At 60.6% G+C, this 19,028-nt stretch carries 19 protein-coding genes; 12 read left to right on the forward strand and 7 right to left on the reverse strand.

Annotated features, from left to right (window positions below; genetic code table 11):
- Positions 1 to 84: 84 nt before the first annotated feature.
- Together ACQZ6F_RS23365 and ACQZ6F_RS23370 are read right to left on the reverse strand one after the other, a co-directional pair.
- Positions 85 to 1,638, reverse strand: a complete 1,554-nt coding sequence (locus ACQZ6F_RS23365; protein WP_449094267.1) for an MDR family MFS transporter — start codon at positions 1,636 to 1,638, stop codon at positions 85 to 87.
- A complete protein-coding gene (locus tag ACQZ6F_RS23370; RefSeq protein WP_449094268.1) occupies positions 1,635 to 2,084 on the reverse strand; it encodes a MarR family winged helix-turn-helix transcriptional regulator in 450 nt (149 codons plus the stop codon). The genes ACQZ6F_RS23365 and ACQZ6F_RS23370 overlap by 4 nt, the downstream gene beginning before the upstream one ends.
- Positions 2,085 to 2,222: 138 nt before the next feature.
- Between ACQZ6F_RS23370 and ACQZ6F_RS23375 the strand changes: the two genes are divergently transcribed.
- On the forward strand, positions 2,223 to 2,696 hold the full coding sequence (locus ACQZ6F_RS23375) for a BA14K family protein (RefSeq protein ID WP_449094269.1): 474 nt from the start codon (positions 2,223 to 2,225) through the stop codon (positions 2,694 to 2,696).
- Between the two features lie 46 nt (positions 2,697 to 2,742).
- Here the strand turns inward: ACQZ6F_RS23375 and ACQZ6F_RS23380 are convergent, their stop codons facing one another.
- Positions 2,743 to 3,690: an oxidoreductase gene (locus ACQZ6F_RS23380; RefSeq protein WP_449094270.1), complete on the reverse strand. Its 948-nt coding sequence runs from the start codon at positions 3,688 to 3,690 to the stop codon at positions 2,743 to 2,745.
- Between the two features lie 229 nt (positions 3,691 to 3,919).
- On the opposite strand from ACQZ6F_RS23380, the gene ACQZ6F_RS23385 reads away from it, so the two are divergent.
- From ACQZ6F_RS23385 to ACQZ6F_RS23405, 5 genes are all read left to right on the forward strand, one after another.
- The gene (locus ACQZ6F_RS23385; RefSeq protein WP_449094271.1) at positions 3,920 to 4,618 is read left to right on the forward strand and encodes a class I SAM-dependent methyltransferase; all 699 of its coding nucleotides are present in this window, start codon (positions 3,920 to 3,922) and stop codon (positions 4,616 to 4,618) included.
- 11 nt (positions 4,619 to 4,629) lie between these two features.
- Entirely contained in the window at positions 4,630 to 5,286 is a 657-nt protein-coding gene (locus ACQZ6F_RS23390; RefSeq protein ID WP_449094272.1) for a TetR family transcriptional regulator, read from the forward strand.
- 247 nt (positions 5,287 to 5,533) lie between these two features.
- Positions 5,534 to 6,415, forward strand: a complete 882-nt coding sequence (locus tag ACQZ6F_RS23395) for an aldo/keto reductase (protein WP_449094273.1) — start codon at positions 5,534 to 5,536, stop codon at positions 6,413 to 6,415.
- Between the two features lie 625 nt (positions 6,416 to 7,040).
- A complete protein-coding gene (locus ACQZ6F_RS23400) occupies positions 7,041 to 8,306 on the forward strand; it encodes an alpha/beta hydrolase (RefSeq protein WP_449094413.1) in 1,266 nt (421 codons plus the stop codon).
- A gap of 163 nt (positions 8,307 to 8,469) precedes the next feature.
- Positions 8,470 to 9,507, forward strand: a complete 1,038-nt coding sequence (locus ACQZ6F_RS23405; protein ID WP_449094274.1) for a 4-hydroxyproline epimerase — start codon at positions 8,470 to 8,472, stop codon at positions 9,505 to 9,507.
- A gap of 3 nt (positions 9,508 to 9,510) precedes the next feature.
- Here the strand turns inward: ACQZ6F_RS23405 and ACQZ6F_RS23410 are convergent, their stop codons facing one another.
- Together ACQZ6F_RS23410 and ACQZ6F_RS23415 are read right to left on the reverse strand one after the other, a co-directional pair.
- On the reverse strand, positions 9,511 to 9,945 hold the full coding sequence (locus ACQZ6F_RS23410) for an RbsD/FucU family protein (protein ID WP_449094275.1): 435 nt from the start codon (positions 9,943 to 9,945) through the stop codon (positions 9,511 to 9,513).
- Positions 9,929 to 11,176 carry an ROK family transcriptional regulator gene (locus ACQZ6F_RS23415; protein WP_449094276.1) on the reverse strand — a complete coding sequence of 416 codons (1,248 nt, stop codon included), beginning with the start codon at positions 11,174 to 11,176 and terminating at the stop codon, positions 9,929 to 9,931. The genes ACQZ6F_RS23410 and ACQZ6F_RS23415 overlap by 17 nt, the downstream gene beginning before the upstream one ends.
- A 247-nt stretch (positions 11,177 to 11,423) precedes the next feature.
- Between ACQZ6F_RS23415 and ACQZ6F_RS23420 the strand changes: the two genes are divergently transcribed.
- The 6 genes from ACQZ6F_RS23420 (at position 11,424) to ACQZ6F_RS23445 (ending at position 17,633) form a co-directional block, all read left to right on the forward strand.
- Positions 11,424 to 12,449 (forward strand): substrate-binding domain-containing protein, encoded by a 1,026-nt coding sequence (locus ACQZ6F_RS23420; protein ID WP_449094277.1) that lies wholly within the window; start codon positions 11,424 to 11,426, stop codon positions 12,447 to 12,449.
- A gap of 171 nt (positions 12,450 to 12,620) precedes the next feature.
- Positions 12,621 to 13,685 carry an ABC transporter permease gene (locus ACQZ6F_RS23425; RefSeq protein WP_449094278.1) on the forward strand — a complete coding sequence of 355 codons (1,065 nt, stop codon included), beginning with the start codon at positions 12,621 to 12,623 and terminating at the stop codon, positions 13,683 to 13,685.
- Positions 13,682 to 14,470 (forward strand): ATP-binding cassette domain-containing protein, encoded by a 789-nt coding sequence (locus ACQZ6F_RS23430; RefSeq protein WP_174070125.1) that lies wholly within the window; start codon positions 13,682 to 13,684, stop codon positions 14,468 to 14,470. The genes ACQZ6F_RS23425 and ACQZ6F_RS23430 overlap by 4 nt, the downstream gene beginning before the upstream one ends.
- Positions 14,467 to 15,099 (forward strand): nucleoside triphosphate hydrolase, encoded by a 633-nt coding sequence (locus ACQZ6F_RS23435; RefSeq protein ID WP_449094279.1) that lies wholly within the window; start codon positions 14,467 to 14,469, stop codon positions 15,097 to 15,099. The genes ACQZ6F_RS23430 and ACQZ6F_RS23435 overlap by 4 nt, the downstream gene beginning before the upstream one ends.
- 144 nt (positions 15,100 to 15,243) lie before the next feature.
- Positions 15,244 to 16,284: a dihydroorotase gene (pyrC, locus tag ACQZ6F_RS23440; protein WP_449094414.1), complete on the forward strand. Its 1,041-nt coding sequence runs from the start codon at positions 15,244 to 15,246 to the stop codon at positions 16,282 to 16,284.
- A gap of 197 nt (positions 16,285 to 16,481) precedes the next feature.
- Entirely contained in the window at positions 16,482 to 17,633 is a 1,152-nt protein-coding gene (locus ACQZ6F_RS23445) for a GGDEF domain-containing protein (protein ID WP_174070251.1), read from the forward strand.
- A gap of 40 nt (positions 17,634 to 17,673) precedes the next feature.
- Here the strand turns inward: ACQZ6F_RS23445 and ACQZ6F_RS23450 are convergent, their stop codons facing one another.
- Both ACQZ6F_RS23450 and ACQZ6F_RS23455 read right to left on the reverse strand, forming a co-directional pair.
- Positions 17,674 to 18,153, reverse strand: a complete 480-nt coding sequence (locus ACQZ6F_RS23450) for an anthrone oxygenase family protein (RefSeq protein ID WP_077468601.1) — start codon at positions 18,151 to 18,153, stop codon at positions 17,674 to 17,676.
- 2 nt (positions 18,154 to 18,155) lie between these two features.
- Positions 18,156 to 18,980, reverse strand: coding sequence for an NmrA family NAD(P)-binding protein (locus tag ACQZ6F_RS23455; protein ID WP_449094280.1), 825 nt, complete (start codon positions 18,978 to 18,980; stop codon positions 18,156 to 18,158).
- Positions 18,981 to 19,028 lie beyond the last annotated feature (48 nt).

A 19,028-nucleotide genomic window follows, 5' to 3' on the forward strand; every position in this document is an offset into this window, starting at 1 on the left:
TGCTCGATGCCGATACGGCATCGCGCATATCGTTTAGACGGCGGCGGCAATCGTCTTCTTGCGAAGAGAGCGGAGCCGTTGTCCTCACTTTCTTGAGGTTGCCTCTCCATGATCCGTCGCCAGCGGCAGTTCCGGCAGGAACAGCAGTGCCACCAGCGCCAATGCCACGATCACCGTTCCCGTTGCAAAGGTCATGGCGATGGCGTGGCGATAGAGGGCGATGGCGGCGGCATGGACTTCGGGGGAAGTATTGGCGAGCTGCTTCAGGCTGGCTTCGGTGAGCGATGACATATGCACGCCATCCAGCAAGCCGCCGGCATTCTGTACACGGTAGGCAAGAATTGCGCCGGAGCCTGTGACGCCGATGAGGCCGCCGAGCGAGCGGAAGAAGGCGAGCGTCGCCGTGCCGACGCCGCGATGAGCGAAGGGCAGGGCATTCTGCACCGCGATCGTCATCGTCGGCATGACGAGCCCCAGCCCCAGGCCAAGCGCGAAGACGGCCGGTTCGATGACCCAGAAGCCCTGGCTGGTCGCTGCGGCCCAGGCAAGCACCGCGAAGGCGATGGTTGCAAGGCTGAGGCCGAAGAGCTGCGCCGGCTTGTAGCGCCCGAAGCGATGCATCAGCACGCGGCCGTTGAGCATCGACGATATGACGACGCCGACCATCAGCGGGCCGGTCAACAGGCCGGAATGCGACGGGCTCACACCCATGACCATCTGGAAGAACAGCGGAAAGAACAGGCTTGCCCCCAGCATGCCCATGAAGGTCAGGGCCAGCACGAGGCAGGCGACGACGAACAGCCGGTTGCGGAACAGATCGGGTGGCAGCACCGGTTCCGGTTCCCGCCGGATGTGGAAGATGAACAGAACGCAGAGAGCCAGGGCGAGTGCGGACAGGCTGAAAATCTCCGGCGAATTCCAGGCCCATTCATTGCCGCCGAGTGCCAGCACCAGCAGGAAGCTGGTCGTGCAGGCCGTCAGCAAGGCTGCTCCGAGATAGTCGATGCGGCGGCTGTGTGATTGATGCGGTCGCTTGAGGGCGCGGCCGATCATGACGAGGGCGACTGCGCCGATCGGCAGGTTGACGTAGAAGATCCAGTGCCACGACAGGAGATCGGTAATGACGCCGCCGGCAATGGGGCCGATGACGCTGTAGATGGCGAAGACCGCCGCGATCGAGCCTTGATTGCGTCCGCGCCTAGCCGGCGGCACGATATCGCCGATGATGATCTGCGCCAGCGGCATCAATCCGCCGGCGCCGATGCCCTGGATAGCCCGGAAAATGATGAGCTGCGGTAGCGTCTGCGCCATGCCGCTCAGGACCGAGCCGAGAAGAAAGATCAGGATCGCCGCATAGATCATCGGTTTGCGGCCATATTGGTCGCTGAGCTTGCCGTAGAGCGGCATGGTACTGGTGGAGGCGAGCACATAGGCGCTGACGACCCAGGAGAGATGGGTCAAGCCGCCGAGATCGCTGACGATGCGCGGCAGCGCGGTGGCGACGATGCTCTGGTCGATGGCGCCAAGGCCGAGAACGATCATCAGGCCGAGAATGACGGCGCGAATCTCGCGGCGATCGGGCGGATTATCAGCGGCTGACGTCAGTGGGGGAATTGTATTCAGGGGGGCGCCGCTCATTGTCCGATTTCCCCAAGCGGCCCAACCGCGGAGCGGATGGCCGCACGCTCTTCGGGTGATAATTTGGCCAGTTCCGATGCGAGCCAGTCGGTTCGCTTCTGCTTCATGCTGCGCATGATGTCTTGACCTTTCTCGGTCGCGATCAGGCCGTTGCGCCTGCGATCGCTGGGGTCTGGTTCCGAACGCATGATGAGGCCGTCCCGCTCCATTACCTTCACATGCCCGGATATCGTCGGACCGCGCAGCTTCTCCATCCGCGCCAGCTCGGCGACGCCGATGCCCGGTTGGCGCATGATGGCAAAGAGCAGCAGGGCGTGCAGCGGCGAAAGCCCGGGATCGTCGCTTTCGCGCCGTAGCTGCCGGTACAGGCGATGGAGAGCGGGGCGCAGCGCTTCGGCGAGCGCCTGTGCTTCTTCGAGCGCGTGGGGAGGGTCGGATTTATCCATTAGTTTCGATCGATATTAGATAGGTAGGCTTCCTATCTATATGTCGAGTCCTTGTACTTGCGCAAGCGGTAATATTGTGAAACATTTTCAATCATTGCGCGTTGTTCATCGGTGTTGCGACTCAAGAGGAGAAGAGCTGTGAAACGACTTCTGACAACGGTAACGGTGACTGCATTAAGTGCATTGATGGCGATTTCATCTTTCGATCCGGCTGCTGCTGGCCCGATCCAGCCGATGGTTCAGCCGGCGACTACGCAGACAAGCACCCAGGCTGCCGGTGTGATCGACGTACAGTATCGTCATCACAACCGGCACTATCGGCCGCATCGACCCCATTTCCGCCCACACTACCGTCCGCATTATCGCGGCGGCTACTGGCATGGCCACCGCGGCTATCGCTACGCACGCCCGGGCTATCGCCGCTATCACGACGGCTACTGGTATCCGCTGGCCGCCTTCACGGCCGGTGCGATCATCGGTGGGGCCATTTCTCATCCGCCCCGCGGCAGCGCTCATGTTCGCTGGTGCGCCAGCCGCTACAAGACCTACCGCGCCTCAGACAATACCTATCAGCCGACCAACGGTCCGCGCCGTCAGTGCGTGAGTGGCTGACCGGAAATAGGTAAAGCCCTTTCCGCGTTGCGGAGAGGGCTTTACCTCAAGCTGTTGCGGGGACAGGCATCGTCAATCCCGTCAGCTGCTCCGAAACCTCCCAAAGCTGCCGCCAGATGGCCGGATCGAGCGCATGTGCGGCAATCTTGCCGCGGACCGGCGCACCTTTAAGCTCGAAGAGACCATTTGGGCCATACATGACACCACCTTCTGCGTTTGGCGACGTGGAGGCGTAAAGGGTCGGCAATGCACCGGCCGCAGCTGATTGTGAGAACATCGGCTGCATGATTTTCATCAGAAGTTCGAGAGAGCTGGTCTTGGTGCTACCCATGCGTGGGCCGGCACTCTGCAGGCCGGTGACTGCGTAACCGGGATGGGCGGCAACGCTCTTCAGGTTCCAGTCTCGAGATCGAGCGATGCGATCGAGCTCCAGGCTAAATAGCAGGGTTGCCAGCTTGGACTGGCAATAGGCGCGCCAAGCGCCATAATTCTTTTTCCATTGCAGGTCATCGAAATGGATCTTGCCGCCGCGGTGTGCACCGCTGCTGACCGTGACCACGCGCGGAGCGTCGGCGGCGAAGACCTTGGGCAGCAGTCGCATCGTCCAGGCAAAATGCCCGATATAATTGGCTCCCATCTGCATCTCGAAACCGTCTTCCGTTTCGTGCCGATCCGGAATGGCCATGACGCCGGCATTGTTGATGAGAAGATCGATGCGCGGCACGGAGGCCGCGATGCGATCGGCCGTACGGGCGACCGAATCGAGGCTGGAAAGATCGAGAGGCTCGAAGGCTATATCCGCATCCGGCGTTGCCGAGCGGATATTGGCGAGCGCCTCTGCGCCCTTTCTTTCATTACGTGAGGCGATCATCACCTTTGCGCCGGCGCCTGCCAGCGCCTTGGCTGCTTCATAGCCGATGCCGCTATTGGCGCCGGTGATAACTGCAATTCTGCCTGCTTGCGCAGGAATGTCTTTCACGGACCAATCTGGCATTGCGGAACTCCTGTGAAGGGACTTGGCGTCGCCTATTGTATCTGGTAATTTATTGCACTAAATGCAAGTTTGTAATTAATGAAAATAATTAAAGAGAAAAATTAGGTGATTGCGCTGGCATATCAGCGATTCTGGACACTCTGATGGTGTGGCGCGCCTTTGAATTGCCATGCTGCTCGGTCCTGATCGCGCCACGCTTGCTTTCGTAGCCGGAGATTGGATTCGCGGAATGACGACAAAGACATCATGCTCCGATTTTGTGCAGTTTTTCCGCTCCTGGGTAAGCGATCCGATGCGGGTTGCCGCCGTCGCGCCTTCGGGTGAGCGCCTGGCCAGGCTGATGACGCAGGAGATCGATCCGTTTGACGGCCCGGTGTTGGAACTCGGTCCCGGCACCGGTGTGTTCACGCGCGCGCTCCTCGCCCGCGGGATTCCTGAAAGTGCCCTGACCCTCGTCGAATTCGGCGAGGAGTTTGCCGTTCGGCTGCGCGCCCGCTTTCCCCAAGCCCGGGTGGTGCAGATGGATGCGGCGCAGCTCGGGGATTGTGGCCTGTTTGACGGCGCACCTTTCGGTGCCGTCATCAGCGGTCTGCCGCTATTGTCCATGCCGCCTTCCAAAGTCGCGGCGATTGTCGGCGGCGCCTTCGAGACCATGAAACCGGACGGCGCCTTCTATCAGTTCACCTATGGCCCGCGTTGTCCGGTTCCTCGGCCTGTTCTGGAAAGCCTGGGCCTTAGAGGCAAGCGCATTGGCGGCACCGTGCGCAACATCCCGCCCGCAGGCGTCTACAGGATATCACGGCAAAATCCGCTTGAGCTCTCGATTGACGGCTCCAAATATCGTAGCACCGAGACGGGCGCGGGAATCGCTGCATATGCGGCGGAAGCCGGCAAGGCCGATATGGGACGGCCCGAAGCAAGTGCATAACGGGGGAGCAGATGGCGGATTTGCCTGGCGTCGATGTCGCGGTGAGGGAAGGGCGGCGTGAACGGAAGCGCCGCCAGACCCGGGAGCGTATCGAAAACGAGGCCCTGACGCTTTTTCTTGAGCGCGGCTTCGACAATACGACGATCGAAGACATCACCGAGGCCGCCGATGTCTCCAAGCGCAGCTTCTTCGACTATTTTCCCAGCAAGGAAGACGTGGTTGCCGCCTGGCAGGACAGCTTTGCCTCCGAGTTGATCGATGCCGTCGCAGCTCAGCCCCCGGACGCGTCGCTTGTGAACGTCATCGAAGCGGCGATCAACGCGGCTTTGCACGCCGCTATCTCGGATCCGCGGCACCTTGCCGTCGCAGTCCTGATCCGTGACACGCCGGCACTTCGGGCCCGCGACCAGCTGAAATATGCCAAGCTCGAAAGAAAACTCGCGGATGCGCTGCATGCCCGTTGTCGCGGTGACCATAAGGAACGGTTCCGCCTGAGTGTGCTTGCGGCTGCCGTTGTCAGCATGCTGCGCATCGGCGGCGAACGCTGGAACGATGCGCCGCAAGAAGGGAGTTCGCTGGAAGACTTCGCCCGCAACATGTTCGATGAGCTTTGGGGGGCGCTTGCTGATCTTGGCGTGCACGCGCAGCAATATTTGTCGGACCGCTAGGCTCGATGAGGGCTGGCGATGGCCCCCGGCAATTGCATGCTGAAACGAGCCGCGCCGATCACTGCATTCCGGAAAGAACAGGCCGTCTTGGGGCAGCGCATTGCATATGCTGAACTGCCGACCCATGTACTAAGGCGTCGCGGCCTTATTCCCCTCTTCGCGACCAGCTCAATTTGCTCGACAGGTCTCGGCCGTTCCGTTGCCGGGAACTCTATTCATATTTCAGATCAGCAAAGGGACCATAACCATGTCAGATTTCGACGCAGCCAAGTCCGGTCAATTCAAGATCGGCGGCGATCTCCCCGTTAATCGTCTCGGCTTCGGTGCCATGCGCATCACAGGTGCCGGCATATGGGGTGAGCCCGAGGACCATGCGGAAGCAGTCCGCACCCTGAAACGCCTGCCGGAACTCGGCATCAACTTCATCGACACGGCCGATTCCTATGGCCCGGACGTATCCGAACGTCTCATCAAGGAAGCTCTCCACCCCTATGGTCACGGCCTTGTCGTCGCCACCAAGGGCGGATTGACCCGCACCGGCCCGAATGTCTGGGTACCTTTGGGCCGCCCGGAATATCTCATCCAGCAGGCGCATAAGAGCTTGCGCAATCTCGGCGTCGACCGGATCGACCTCTGGCAGCTTCATCGTATCGATTCGAAGGTGCCGGCGGCCGAGCAATTCGATGCCGTGAAATCGCTGTTGAGCGACGGCATCATCCGCCACGCGGGCCTGAGCGAAGTCTCGGTTGCCGACATCGAAGCCGCATCGAAGCATTTCAAGGTCGTAACGGTGCAGAACCGCTACAATCTCGTCGATCGCACTAGCGAAGACGTGCTCGATTATTGCGAGAAGCACAATATCGGCTTCATTCCCTGGTTTCCGCTGGCCGCCGGCGATCTGGCCAAGGAAGGCTCGCTTCTCGATACCATCGCCAAGAAGCATGGCGCTGCGCCGAGCCAGATCGCGCTCGCCTGGGTGCTGAAGCGTAGCCCCGTGATGCTGCCCATCCCGGGCACCGGCAAGGTCAAGCATCTCGAAGAGAACACCTCGGCCGTGAACATCGTGCTTTCCGACGAGGAGTTTGCTGCGTTGGATGCCGAGGGCAAGAAGGCGTTCAAGGCGGCGTGAGGCCATCGGGGCTTCAACAAAGTCCCATCGTCCAATCGACAACGGCGAGGCGGCGGAGAAAACATCTCCGCCGCCTCGCGGGGAATCTGGGTGACATTGTACGCCGATGCTTGCGATCACGATGATGTGAATCGCGGATCCCTGCTATCCGACGACTGTAAATTAGGCGGCGGAATACCGGAATGGCTGGAGATATGCGGCATTTCCGGTGTTTTCGCGTAAAAGCAATGCGCTTGTTGCATTGCTGCATTGCGAAAGCCTGCCTTTTCATGAATGCGCCAGCATTATATCTATTTGTCTCGAAGGAAGCGCACTCCTCCTCCCAGCGCTCCTTCATTGATTGGCAACACTCCTCCTCCTCCCAGTTGCCAATCCGGATCAAGAGCCCGACGCATCCTCCTCCCGCGTCGGGCTCTTTTTTTATTCTCCTTTCTCTCGGCATTTCAGCTTCGATCAACGGCGTTGCGCCTTTGCAATGTCGTTACGAATTAGCATCGCTTCATGTGATCAAGAACACCTTTGCCCGCTTGCGCCCAAGGTGGCGATGCGTAGAGTGGCGCGACATTCAGGCGTAGGAAGAGGTTGCATGATGCAGCGTATGGCAGGTTCGGGCCGATGGAGAGGGATGCTTCTCCGGGCTGCCGCCGTCTTCGTGACGCTTTCTCTGGTGGCTTGCGGCCGTCCGATCGGGGTCATGCAGCCGATCAGCGAAAATGTGCCGGGCACATCGAAGGTCGACCTGCTGGTCGCGACAACGCGCTTGCCGGATAAGGATCCGGCGATCCTGTTCTCGGGCGAGCGCGGCCTTGGGCTGAAGGTTGACGCGGTCAGCATCTCGATCCCGCCGGAAGCCAACCGCAAGGTCGGCCAGGTGCAATGGCCGAGCCGTTTGCCCGGCAACCCCCTGAAGAATTTCGTGACGACGGCGGTGAAGCCGCTGGCGACCGAAGCGGACGGGCGAGCCTGGCTGCATACGGAGCTGCCGAAGAACAAGCGGGTGCTGATCTTCGTGCATGGTTTCAACAACCGCTACGAGGATGCGGTCTATCGCTTCGCGCAGATCGTCCACGATTCGCATGCCGACGTTGCGCCGATCGTCTTCACCTGGCCGTCGCGCGCCAGCATCTTCGACTATGCCTATGACAAGGAAAGCACCAACTATTCCCGCGATTCGCTGGAGGAACTGTTGCGCCGCGTCGCCGCCGATCCGTCAGTCGGCGAAATAACCGTCATGGCCCATTCGATGGGCAGCTGGCTTGCCGTCGAATCCTTGAGGCAGATGGCGATACGCAATGGCCGCGTTGCGCCGAAGATCAAGAATGTCATCCTGGCGTCGCCGGATCTTGATGTCGATGTCTTCGGCAGGCAGTTTGCAGCGCTAGGCAAGGACAAGCCGCATTTCACACTGTTCGTCTCGCGCGATGACCGTGCCTTGTCGCTGTCCAGGCGCATTTCCGGTAATATCGATCGCCTGGGCCAGATCGATCCCACGGCCGAGCCCTATCGCAGCGAGCTGGAAAAACAGGGGATCACCGTACTCGATCTCACCCAGCTCAAGACCGGCGACGGGCTCAATCATGGTAAATTCGCCGAAAGCCCGGAGGTGGTGAAGCTCATCGGCGCTCGGTTGATTGCGGGACAGACGATTACCGATTCCGATGTCGGTATCGGCGATGCCGTCGGCGCGGTTGCCATGGGTGCCGCTCAGACCGTCGGTAGCGTCGCCGGTGCCGCCGTCAGCGCGCCGATCGCCATCTTCGACCCGCGCACGCGCCAGAACTACGGCGAGCAATGGCGTCGCGTCGGTGCCTCCGCCGGCAACACCTTCGGCTCTGTCGGCGATAGCGTGCAAGCGACCGGCAGCAATGTCGGAGAGGCATTGGGCCAGTAAAAGCCGCATGCCCCGACCTGCAACAACCGTCTTCATTACTTTTTGAAAACGCAATAGCCAGCTCGCGCGATCTGATATATCAGAGAGGGGCGCCCATTGGGCGACATGGTTTATTGATGATCGATAACGGCATCACGCGGCACGTCTGATTGGAGCAGATGAGATGAGATGGAAGCGCACGATCCAGTTGCTGGATGTTCACTGCGAGGGCGAAATCGGCCGGGTTGCCGTTGGCGGCGTGCCGAAGATCCCCGGCAACAGCATTGCCGAGCAACTGCACTGGCTGAACACCGATCCCAAGGGTCAGGAGCTCCGTCGCTTTCTCGTGCTGGAGCCGCGCGGTGCACCGATCGGCTCCGTCAACCTGCTGCTGCCGGCCAAACATCCGGATGCCGATGCAGCCTTCATTATTCTCCAGCCGGATCAGGCGCATGCCAGCTCCGGCTCCAATTCGATTTGCGTGACGACGGCGCTGCTCGAATCCGGCATTGTCGAGATGAAGGAGCCGGAAACGGTTGTCACGCTCGAGACGGCGGCCGGCCTCGTGCGGGCGACGGCGACCTGCCGCGAGGGCCGCTGCGAGAAGGTGCGGCTGACCATGGTGCCTTCCTTCGTGCATGAGCTGGATGTCGAGATCGACACGCCGCAATGGGGCAAGATCAAGCTCGATCTTTGCTATGGCGGCATTTTTTATGGGCTCGTCGATGTCGGCCAGATCGGCCTGACGATCGAGAAGGCAAATGCGGCCGCCCTCGTGCAGGCCGGCATGGTGCTCAAGGATGCGATCAATCACACAAAGTCGGTCGTCCATCCGGAAATCCCGGCGATATCGGGCGTTGCCTATGTCATGTTCCGCGATGTCGATGCAGACGGCGCCATCCGCACTTGCACGACCATGTGGCCCGGCCGCGCCGACCGCTCGCCCTGCGGCACCGGCAATTCCGCCAATCTGGCGACGTTGCATGCACGCGGCAAGGCAAAGGTCGGCGATGTCTTCAAATCCCGCTCGATCATCGGCTCGGAGTTCGAGGTGAGCCTGCAGGCGGTCACGGAAGTCGCAGGCAAGCCGGCCATCATTCCCGCCATCACCGGTCGCGGCTTCACCTTCGGCCTTAGCCAGGTGGCGCTCGACCCGTTCGATCCGATGGCGGATGGTTTCGCGATGACGGATGTCTGGGGGCCTTCGGCGGGGGAAATCTAAAGACTATCCCTTCGGATAGATCACGCCCTTGCGCAGAATAATATTCCCGTAGAGCCGAGGCTCGCTGGTCTGTATCAGCGCATGCGCCTGCTTCACCCGGTCGTAAAACTCTGCCGGCAGCAGGGGAACGACCGTGATCCCGGGCACATGCCGGGCGCAGCACTCGATCATTTCGGCATGAACAGGATCGACCGCATCGCGATCCTGGCGCACGGTCGCGCGGAAGATCGCCTGCGGCACGAAATCGTCGATCGGCATCACGCTGAGCACGGCGTCGAGCACGCGGACGACGCCATGGCCGTCGAGACGGATGAGGCGGCGCGCATGTTCTAGGCCCGGATAGTTGCCGTCGACGAGGGCGATCTCGTCGCCATGGCCCATGGCGCGCAGGGTCGCCAGCAGTTCCGGGCTCAACAGCGGGTCAATGCCCTTCAGCATGCTCTATCTCCTTGAAGAGGACGTTCTGGTCGATGAGGTAGCGCGCGAAGATCGGCAGGCTGGCGCCGCCGATGGCCCGCGCCTGCGGTCCCACAGCGCCTTCGATGATTTCGGGCATGACGACGCCTTGCAGATCCAGCTCCGAGGCGGCCTTGATGGTTGCGCGCACCACGCGTTCGCGCACCCAATCGGGGAAGCCGCCATCAATGACGGCGGCGCTGAAATCGATGACCGAGGCGCAAGCAACGATCGCCTGCGCCAGTGCCTTGGCCGTATCCTGTATCCAGATTTCCAGCGGTTCGCCGAAATCGATCCAGTTGTCGGCGGAGTACCAGAGCGGGCGCGGATCGAAACCGTGATCCCTCAACAGGTTTTCAAGCACGAAGATCGAGGCGATTTCCAGGAGCTGGCGGTTTTCGCCGTTGCGTCCGCGCACGGGCAGGGGGCCGAGCGCGCCGGCTGTACCGGTGCGGCCGACGAAGATCGACGAATTGAGGACGATGCCGCCGCCGAGGAAGGAACCGATGAAGAAATAGACGAAGTCGGGGTAATGCGAACCAACGCCGAAGACGAGTTCGGCGCCGCAGGCGCTGGTGGCGTCGTTCTGCAGGAAGACCGGATAGCTGACGCGCGATGCGACTTCCGTCTGCAGGTTAAAGCCGCGCCATACGTCCATGGCGCCGGGCGGCGCCCCCACCTGTTCCGCCCAATTCCACAATTCGAACGGCGCGGCGATGCCGATCCCGGCAATTCTCCGCCGCTCCTCGCTGCTCAGTCGCGCTTCAAGCTGCTGGATGCCGGCCGTGATGAAGGCAATGATATCCTGTGGAAGGGGGTAGGGATAAGTTTGATGAAGCTGCATCCTGATGCCGCCGACAAAATCCATCAGCACCAGATCGGCACTGCGTCGACCGATCTTAACGCCGAGCGAGAGCACCGCATCCGGATTGAGTCGCATGGGGATGGACGGCTGGCCGACACGGCCGCGCACCGGCGCATCGCGAGACAATAGCCCGTCCTTCTCCAACGCCCGCATAATGACGGAGACGGTCTGGGCAGAAAGGCCGCTGCGACGGGCGATATCGGCTTTCGACAACGCGCTGTGGCGGCGCACGAGCGACAGCACGAGCCGCTCGTTGTGAGCACGCACACCAAGCTGGTTCGCGCCCCCGCTGGGGTCGAGAATTGCTGGCGTGGTGTGTACGTCCTCCGGGTCATGCACGAGAGACATGGGCCTGCTCCTTCCACCATGGCCATGCCCTATTTTCTACCAGAATGCCATATCCAATTAATAATTCAATCGGATTTATTTATTGACAGATGTAAATCTTTAGGCTCAGATACGGACCGTCGAGGACGCGCATATGACCTGGGAGGAGGTCTTTCGGAACTAATCTGACAGGCATGGCGCATCTTTAAGCCGGGTTCGGGCCCGGAGCTGCCGGGAGGTCCGGCTTTTTAAACATCGGGAGGATTGAATGAAGAAATCTGTTATTTCCGCAGCCGTCGCAGCTCTGGCGCTGGGCGTTGCCTTCGCCGCGCCGGCCAAGGCCGCAGGCGTCTCCGCCTGCCTCATTACAAAAACCGATACAAACCCCTTCTTCGTCAAGATGAAGGAAGGCGCTACCGCCAAGGCCAAGGAACTCGGCGTGACGCTGAAGTCCTATGCCGGCAAGATCGACGGTGACAGCGAAAGCCAGGTCGCCGCCATTGAAAGCTGCATCGCCGATGGCGCGAAGGGCATTCTGATCGCCGCTTCCGACACGAAGGGCATCGTGCCGTCGGTCAAGAAGGCCCGCGACGCCGGTCTGCTCGTCATCGCACTCGACACGCCGCTTGAGCCGGCCGACTCCGCCGATGCCACATTCGCAACCGACAACCTGCTCGCCGGCAAGCTCGTTGGCCAGTGGGCAAAGGAAACCCTGGGTGACAAGGTGAAGGACGCCAAGGTCGGCTTCCTCGATCTGACGCCGTCGCAGCCGTCCGTCGACGTTCTGCGCGACCAGGGCTTTATGATCGGCTTCGGCATCGACCCGAAGGATCCGAACAAGATCGGCGACGAAACCGATCCGCGCATCGTTGGCCATGACGTCACCAACGGCAACGAAGAAGGCGGTCGCAAGGCGATGGAAAACCTTCTCCAGAAAGACTCCGGCATCAACGTCATCCACACGATCAACGAGCCTGCCGCAGTCGGCGCCTACCAGGCCTTGAAGGCGGTCGGCCTCGAAAAGCAGGTGTTGATCGTCTCCATCGACGGTGGTTGCCCGGGCGTAAAGTCGGTCAAGGAAGGCACCATCGGCGCGACCGCGCAGCAATATCCGCTGATGATGGCAGCGCTCGGCGTCGAGGCGATCAAGAAGTTCGCCGATAGTGGCGAAAAGCCGAAGCCGACCGAAGGCAAGTCCTTCTTCGACACCGGCGTATCCCTAGTGACGGACAAGCCGGTCCCCGGCCTGAAGTCCATCGACACCAAGGAAGGCCTGGCGAAGTGCTGGGGTTAAGCCCTTCACGAATGTGATATGATCCCTCGGAGAGCCGCGCCATGCGCCTGCTGGCGCGGCTCTTCGACAGGGAGCAGACAATCGCAATAATCATGTCGGTCGGGCTCATATCCTGGCCGGCTCCAACAGCCGGCGGTTCCCGCGCGTCCGGCGCGGTGGCGGAGGAACAAAATGTCCGGAGCACAGGAATTCGAACAGGTTCTCGATGGAAGCGACAAGAATGTCGCCTCGTTCGAACATCAGAATGTCTCTCTTATCAAGCGCATGCAGCATTTCCTGCACTCGACACCGGCCGCCGTGCCGCTGATTGTGCTCGTGCTGGCGATCATCATCTTCGGTATCACCATCGGCGGGAAGTTCTTCTCCGCCTATACGCTCACGCTGATCCTGCAGCAGATTGCCATCGTCGGCATTCTGGCGTCAGCGCAGACGCTGGTCATCCTGACCGCCGGCATCGATCTGTCGATCGGCGTGATCATGGTGATTGCCTCTGTCGTCATGGGCAACTTCGCCGTTACTTATGGCCTGCCCACACCGGTCGCTGTTATTGCGGGCCTGGTCGCGGGCGGCCTTTGCGGCCTGCTCAACGGTTTCCTCGTCGCCAACATGAAGCTGCCGCCATTCATCGTGACGCTCGGCACCTGGAATATCGTCATGGCGACGAATTTCATCTATTCCGCCAATGAGACCATCCGCGATACCGACGTCGACGAACAGGCGCCGCTGCTGCATCTCTTCGCATTCAGCTTCCGTGTCGGGGGAGCCGTTCTCACCCTCGGCGTTATCGCCATGGTGCTTTTGGTCGTCGGTCTCTGGTACGTCCTTAATCACACAGCATGGGGCCGGCATGTCTATGCCGTCGGCGATGATCCGGAAGCGGCAAAATTGGCTGGTATCCAGACCAGGAAAGTGCTGCTGGCCGTCTATGGCATATCGGGACTGATCGCAGGCTTCGCCGCCTGGGTCTCGATCGGCCGCAACGGCTCGGTCTCCCCATCGTCGGCCGTGACCGATTTCAATCTTCAGGCAATCACCGCAACCGTGATCGGCGGCATCTCGCTCTTCGGCGGCCGCGGCTCGATCCTCGGGACGCTGTTCGGCGCGATGATCGTCGGCGTGGTCTCCATGGGCCTCAACATGCTCGGAGCCGATCCGCAGTGGAAGGTGCTTCTGACCGGCGTTCTCATCATCGGCGCCGTCGCGATCGATCAGTGGATCAGAAAGGTATCGGCATGACCCCGACAGGCGAACCCATTCTCACCGCCCGCGGCCTCGTCAAGCGTTATGGACGTGTCACCGCGCTCGATCACGCCGATTTCGATCTCTATCCCGGCGAAATCCTTGCCGTGATCGGCGACAACGGCGCCGGCAAATCCTCGCTGATCAAGGCGATCTCCGGCGCAGTCATCCCCGATGAAGGCGAGATCAAGCTGGACGGGAAAACCGTTCAGTTCCGCTCGCCGATGGAAGCGCGCGAGGCCGGCATCGAGACCGTCTATCAGAACCTGGCCCTGTCGCCGGCACTGTCGATCGCCGACAACATGTTCCTCGGCCGCGAGATCCGCAAACCCGGTGTTCTTGGCTCCGTGTTCCGCATGCTCGACCGGCCGGCGATGGAAAAACGTGCCCGCGACAAGCTCACCGAGCTTGGCCTGATGACGATCCAGAACATCAATCAGGCAGTGGAAACGCTCTCAGGCGGCCAGCGCCAGGGTGTTGCCGTGGCACGTGCTGCAGCCTTCGGCTCGAAGGTGGTCATCATGGACGAGCCGACGGCCGCACTCGGCGTCAAGGAAAGCCGCAAGGTCCTGGAACTCATCCTCGATGTCCGCGCCCGTGGCTTGCCGATCGTGCTGATTTCGCACAACATGCCTCACGTCTTCGAGGTGGCGGACCGCATCCATATCCACCGTCTTGGGCGCCGCCTGACTGTCATCGATCCCAAGGAATATACCATGTCCGATGCCGTCGCCTTCATGACCGGCGCCAAGGCTCCCCCTGTGGAGACTGTCGCTGCATGACTGTTGCGCTTGAGGACGTTGCCGGCGAAATCGTTGCGCGCGCCGGCAACGCAAAGAGGATCCTGGTGGCGATTGCCGGCCCGCCTGGCGCCGGCAAATCGACACTGGCCGACAACGTCGTCAAGGCGCTCAAGGCCAGGGGCGAAAGCGCCGAAGTCCTGCCGATGGACGGCTTCCACATGGACAATGCCGTCCTGATCGAAAAAGGCCTCCTGAAGCGAAAGGGTGTGCCTGAGAGTTTCGACGTACGCGCCTTTCTCGATATCGTCAGGGCTGTGCGCGCTGCCGATCAGGAAGTGCTCGTGCCGGTCTTCGACCGCTCGCGAGAACTAGCCATTGCATCCGCCCGCGTCGTTTCGCCCGATCATCGCTTCATCGTGGTCGAAGGAAACTACCTGCTGTTCAGCGAAGGAAAATGGGCGGAGCTGGAGGGCATGTTCGACTATTCGATCATGCTTGCGCCGCCGATCGAGGTGCTTGAGGAGCGGCTCTGGGCGCGTTGGAGGGGCTATAATCTCGACGACGAGGAGGCCAGCGCCAAGGTCTATGGCAACGATCTGCCGAACGGCCGGCGTATCCTCGAAAATCGCCGCCCGGCCGATATCACCATCGACATCGTTCAGGACTGAACCTCACGATCATTTAACTGCCGTCGCGGATTGTTTTGCGGTGGCGGTTGGTGCTATCGAAGCGCGACAGCACGAAGCATGGTCCCGAAAAGTGTGAAGCGGTTTTCGGAAGAGATCATGTTCACATCTCCAGAGGTCGCGCCCATGCAAAAGCTCACCATCCGCCGTCCCGATGACTGGCATCTGCATTTGCGGGATGGGGCCATGATGGAAGGCGTGATCGGCGATACCTCGAGGCATTTTGCCCGCGCCATCATCATGCCCAATCTGGTGCCGCCGGTCGTGACCACCGCGGATGCGACTGCCTATCGCGAGCGCATCTTGAAGGCGCTGCCGGCTGGCGACCGCTTCCAGCCGCTGATGACGCTCTATCTCACCGAGCATACCAGCCCGGACGATGTCGAAGAGGGAAAGAAGAGCGGCCTCATTACCGCGGTCAAGCTTTATCCCGCCGGTGCGACGACCAACTCTCATGGCGGCGTGCGCAATGTCGATAATGCCATGCCGGTGCTGGAGCGTATGGCGAAGATCGGCCTGCCGCTTTGCGTGCATGGCGAGGTGACGACGCCCGAGGTGGATATCTTCGACCGCGAGGCCGTATTCATCGAGACCGTCCTTGATCCCTTGCGCCAGCGCCTGCCGGAGCTGAAGGTGACGATGGAGCATGTGACGACGTCGGATGGCGTCAACTACATCAAGTCGGCCAAGGCCAATCTCGCCGGCTCGATTACGACGCATCATCTGATCATCAACCGTAACGCCATTCTCGTCGGCGGCATCCGGCCACATTATTACTGCCTGCCGGTTGCCAAGCGCGAAAGCCACCGCCTGGCGCTGCGTGCGGCGGCGGCGAGCGGCGACAGCCGGTTCTTCCTCGGTACGGATTCGGCGCCGCACGTCGATCCGCTGAAGGAATGCGCCTGCGGCTGCGCCGGTATCTACACCTCGATCAATACCATGAGCTGCCTCGCGCATGTTTTCGAGCAAGAGGGCGCATTGGACAGGCTGGAAGCCTTCGCATCGCTGAATGGTCCGGCATGGTACGGGCTGCCGGTTAACGAGGACAGCATCACCTTGGTGCGCCGTTCGGATGCCGTTACATTCCCGGCGAAGATCGAGACCGGGGCCGGCCCGGTCACCGTATTTGACCCGATGTTCCCGCTACATTGGGACGTTGAAGCATAATTTAGTTTTTGTGTATATAAGTATTCCTGAATTTATAAGCAGTATTAAAGATAAGTATTCGTTCTTTGTCGCGATATGGAACGTATATTTTGTTGAAATATATTTTCTTTATTATTTGCCGTAACTAATTTGATACCCTTGAGGGTTAGCGTGTCATTGATCCCCTACGGTAATGATGAGACCGTTGAAAGAGCATGATGCTGGTCGATTACAATTCCCTCCTTCTCGCGCTCGGCGTTTCGGCGTCCTGTCTTGCGGTCACACTGGTGGGGAGCTGGTTTTCGCGCCGGCCTGATACCTTTCTGTTGACGTGCTCCGCCGGTCTGGTGCCGCTTGTTGCCGGCATCTTCATATATGGCGCCTATGTCGACAGACCCCTGCCGATTTTTGCCAATCTGACTTTTGTATTGTTTTTCATCGGCTTCGCGACGATCTGGGTCGCCGGTCATCAATTCCGCACGCGCCGTCTTTCAAAGGCGCGCTTTCTGCTCGGATGCCTAGTCGGCATTGCCGCCTCGGTCGGGCCGATGCTGGCGGGCTATGATGGGCTGGCCTTCATTGGCGACAATCTCGTCATCAGCCTGCTCCTGCTGCTGACGGCGCGCGAGTATTGGCTGAGCCGTCATGAAGCCCCCACGCCGCTCTATGGCATTACCGCGCTCTACACATTGACGGCCATTTCTTTCGTGCTCTGCGCGGCAGTGCTGATCGCGGACGGCAAGCTTGTGCTGGGCCGCGCGCCAGATAACTGGGCCGAGGATTTTAGCCTTGCCGTCTGTATCGCGGGCATGACCGGGATTGGCGCTCTGTCGCTTGCCCTGCACCAATGGCGGCAGGCGGCGTTGCACCGGCAGGAAGCGATCACCGATTCCCTGACGGGGCTGCTCAATCGCCGTGCCCTTTTCGATCTCTACGGTCATCGTACCTTCGGCCCGTCGATGGCGGTCATCGTCTTCGATATCGATCGGTTCAAGGCGATCAACGATCAGCATGGACATGCTGCGGGCGATCTCGTGCTCAGGCTTTTCGGCAAGGAGCTGTCCGTAGGCCTGCGCTCGTCCGATACGGTGGCGCGGCTTGGCGGTGAAGAATTCGCGCTGGTGCTCGACAATACGTTGCCCGGTCGCGCCGAGCAGGTAGCCGAACGGGTGCGAGACGCCTTTGCCGCGCAGGTGGTCAGCATTGACGACAAGGCTCTGGTCTGCACGGTGAGTGCCGGCGTTGCAACCGGCACGGTCAAGGGGATCGGCTTCGATGAGGTCCTTCGTGCCGCCGACAAGGCGCTTTATGTGGCAAAGCGCAACGGCCGCAACCGTGTCGAGGTCGCGGCCTATCTTCACGCAGTCTAGGCAATCATTTCGTTAGACGCGTCGATGCTTTGCGAACCAGTTAGAACAAGGCTCGCACGAAGGCACATGCCGCAAGAAGCGATGCCACGGTGCGCACATGGTTCCAGCGTGTCCAGTCGCTGAGATAGGTAGACCAGAGCTGGGCTCCTTCGGCCGTGTGCCCGTCGACCTTATCCAGCGCGTCGTTCAACGGCACGTTGAACACCATGGTCGAAAGAAGGCTGGCGACGATATAGAGCGCAGCCCCGGCCAGCATCAGCACGCTGATGCCGCCGCGCCAATAGAGAATTGCCATCACGGCAATGAATATCGACAGCGCCGCCGTCAGCAGGAACAGCACGATAAAGGGCGAGCGCACGATCGTCGAGTTGATCGACTGCATGGCGGCGATCCCCTGGTCGGCAGGGAGGCGGGCAAAGGCCTGCATGATGAATGTCGAGAAGGCGAAGTAGACGCCGGCCAGAAGGCCGCTGCTGAGCGCCGCGACGATAAGGGCGATATTGGTGATCGGAAAGGTCATGGCTAGATGCTCCAGATGCCGGTTGATGCGGTTTCGCGGGCATAGTCGGAAAAATCCCTTGGTTGCCTTCCAAGGATCTGTCTCACGCCGTCTTCGACACGCGAATTGCGCCCGTCCAGAACTTGCGTGAACAGTTCATGCAGGAGATCGGTCGCCTCCTGCGGCAAGCCGAAAGCGGTCATCTCGGCGATAAAGGCACCAACAGGGACTGTTTCGTAGGTGACAGCCCTGCCGGAAGCGGCCGCGATTTCGGAAACGGCGTCGCGGAACGTCAGAGCACGAGGTCCCGTCAGCTCGTAGGTCTGGTTGCGATGGCGCGAATTGGTGAGAGCCTCGACAGCGGCGTCGGCAAGATCGCCTGCATCAACGAAAGGTTCGACTACATCTCCGGCCGGCAAGGCCAGCTTTCCCTGGAGAAGCCCGTCCAGAAAGGCACCTTCGCTGAAATTCTGGTTGAACCAGCTCGTACGCAAAATGGTGTAGTCGACGCCGACAGCCTTGAGTTCCTTTTCGCTGAGGATAGCACCGTCCTCGCCGCGGCCGGACAGCAGGACGATATGCCCGATACCAGCCTCGATTGCCGTCTTTGCAAAGGCCGAAATCGCTTCGGCAGCCCAGGCGACGGCGAGATCCGGCTGGAACGTGACATAGGCGGCGGAAGCGCCTTCCAGCGCCTGATACCAGGTGCCGCGGTCCTGCCAGTCGAAGCGCGGTGTCGTCGAGCGCGATGCGGCGCGAACATTCATGCCGCGTTCCTTCAGTCGCTCGGCAACCCGGCCTCCGGTTTTTCCTAATCCGCCGATGATGGCGACTGTCGAGATCTGCATATCAAACTCCCCAGGTTCAAAATGTGATAAATTCTCTCATTTGCGAAA

It is taken from the genome of Rhizobium sp. A22-96 (assembly GCF_053521805.1).

Excerpts from the sequence above, each read along its gene's own strand:
- pyrC (WP_449094414.1), top strand. The coding sequence starts at position 15,244 with ATGCAAAAGCTCACCATCCGCCGTCCCGATGACTGGCATCTGCATTTG.
- ACQZ6F_RS23380 (WP_449094270.1), bottom strand. The coding sequence starts at position 3,690 with ATGCCAGATTGGTCCGTGAAAGACATTCCTGCGCAAGCAGGCAGAATT.
- ACQZ6F_RS23395 (WP_449094273.1), top strand. The coding sequence starts at position 5,534 with ATGTCAGATTTCGACGCAGCCAAGTCCGGTCAATTCAAGATCGGCGGC.
- ACQZ6F_RS23400 (WP_449094413.1), top strand. The coding sequence starts at position 7,041 with ATGCTTCTCCGGGCTGCCGCCGTCTTCGTGACGCTTTCTCTGGTGGCT.
- ACQZ6F_RS23455 (WP_449094280.1), bottom strand. The coding sequence starts at position 18,980 with ATGCAGATCTCGACAGTCGCCATCATCGGCGGATTAGGAAAAACCGGA.
- ACQZ6F_RS23420 (WP_449094277.1), top strand. The coding sequence starts at position 11,424 with ATGAAGAAATCTGTTATTTCCGCAGCCGTCGCAGCTCTGGCGCTGGGC.
- ACQZ6F_RS23415 (WP_449094276.1), bottom strand. The coding sequence starts at position 11,176 with ATGTCTCTCGTGCATGACCCGGAGGACGTACACACCACGCCAGCAATT.
- ACQZ6F_RS23390 (WP_449094272.1), top strand. The coding sequence starts at position 4,630 with ATGGCGGATTTGCCTGGCGTCGATGTCGCGGTGAGGGAAGGGCGGCGT.
- ACQZ6F_RS23365 (WP_449094267.1), bottom strand. The coding sequence starts at position 1,638 with ATGAGCGGCGCCCCCCTGAATACAATTCCCCCACTGACGTCAGCCGCT.
- ACQZ6F_RS23385 (WP_449094271.1), top strand. The coding sequence starts at position 3,920 with ATGACGACAAAGACATCATGCTCCGATTTTGTGCAGTTTTTCCGCTCC.
- ACQZ6F_RS23370 (WP_449094268.1), bottom strand. The coding sequence starts at position 2,084 with ATGGATAAATCCGACCCTCCCCACGCGCTCGAAGAAGCACAGGCGCTC.
- ACQZ6F_RS23430 (WP_174070125.1), top strand. The coding sequence starts at position 13,682 with ATGACCCCGACAGGCGAACCCATTCTCACCGCCCGCGGCCTCGTCAAG.
- ACQZ6F_RS23405 (WP_449094274.1), top strand. The coding sequence starts at position 8,470 with ATGAGATGGAAGCGCACGATCCAGTTGCTGGATGTTCACTGCGAGGGC.
- ACQZ6F_RS23445 (WP_174070251.1), top strand. The coding sequence starts at position 16,482 with ATGCTGGTCGATTACAATTCCCTCCTTCTCGCGCTCGGCGTTTCGGCG.
- ACQZ6F_RS23425 (WP_449094278.1), top strand. The coding sequence starts at position 12,621 with ATGTCCGGAGCACAGGAATTCGAACAGGTTCTCGATGGAAGCGACAAG.
- ACQZ6F_RS23435 (WP_449094279.1), top strand. The coding sequence starts at position 14,467 with ATGACTGTTGCGCTTGAGGACGTTGCCGGCGAAATCGTTGCGCGCGCC.
- ACQZ6F_RS23410 (WP_449094275.1), bottom strand. The coding sequence starts at position 9,945 with ATGCTGAAGGGCATTGACCCGCTGTTGAGCCCGGAACTGCTGGCGACC.
- ACQZ6F_RS23450 (WP_077468601.1), bottom strand. The coding sequence starts at position 18,153 with ATGACCTTTCCGATCACCAATATCGCCCTTATCGTCGCGGCGCTCAGC.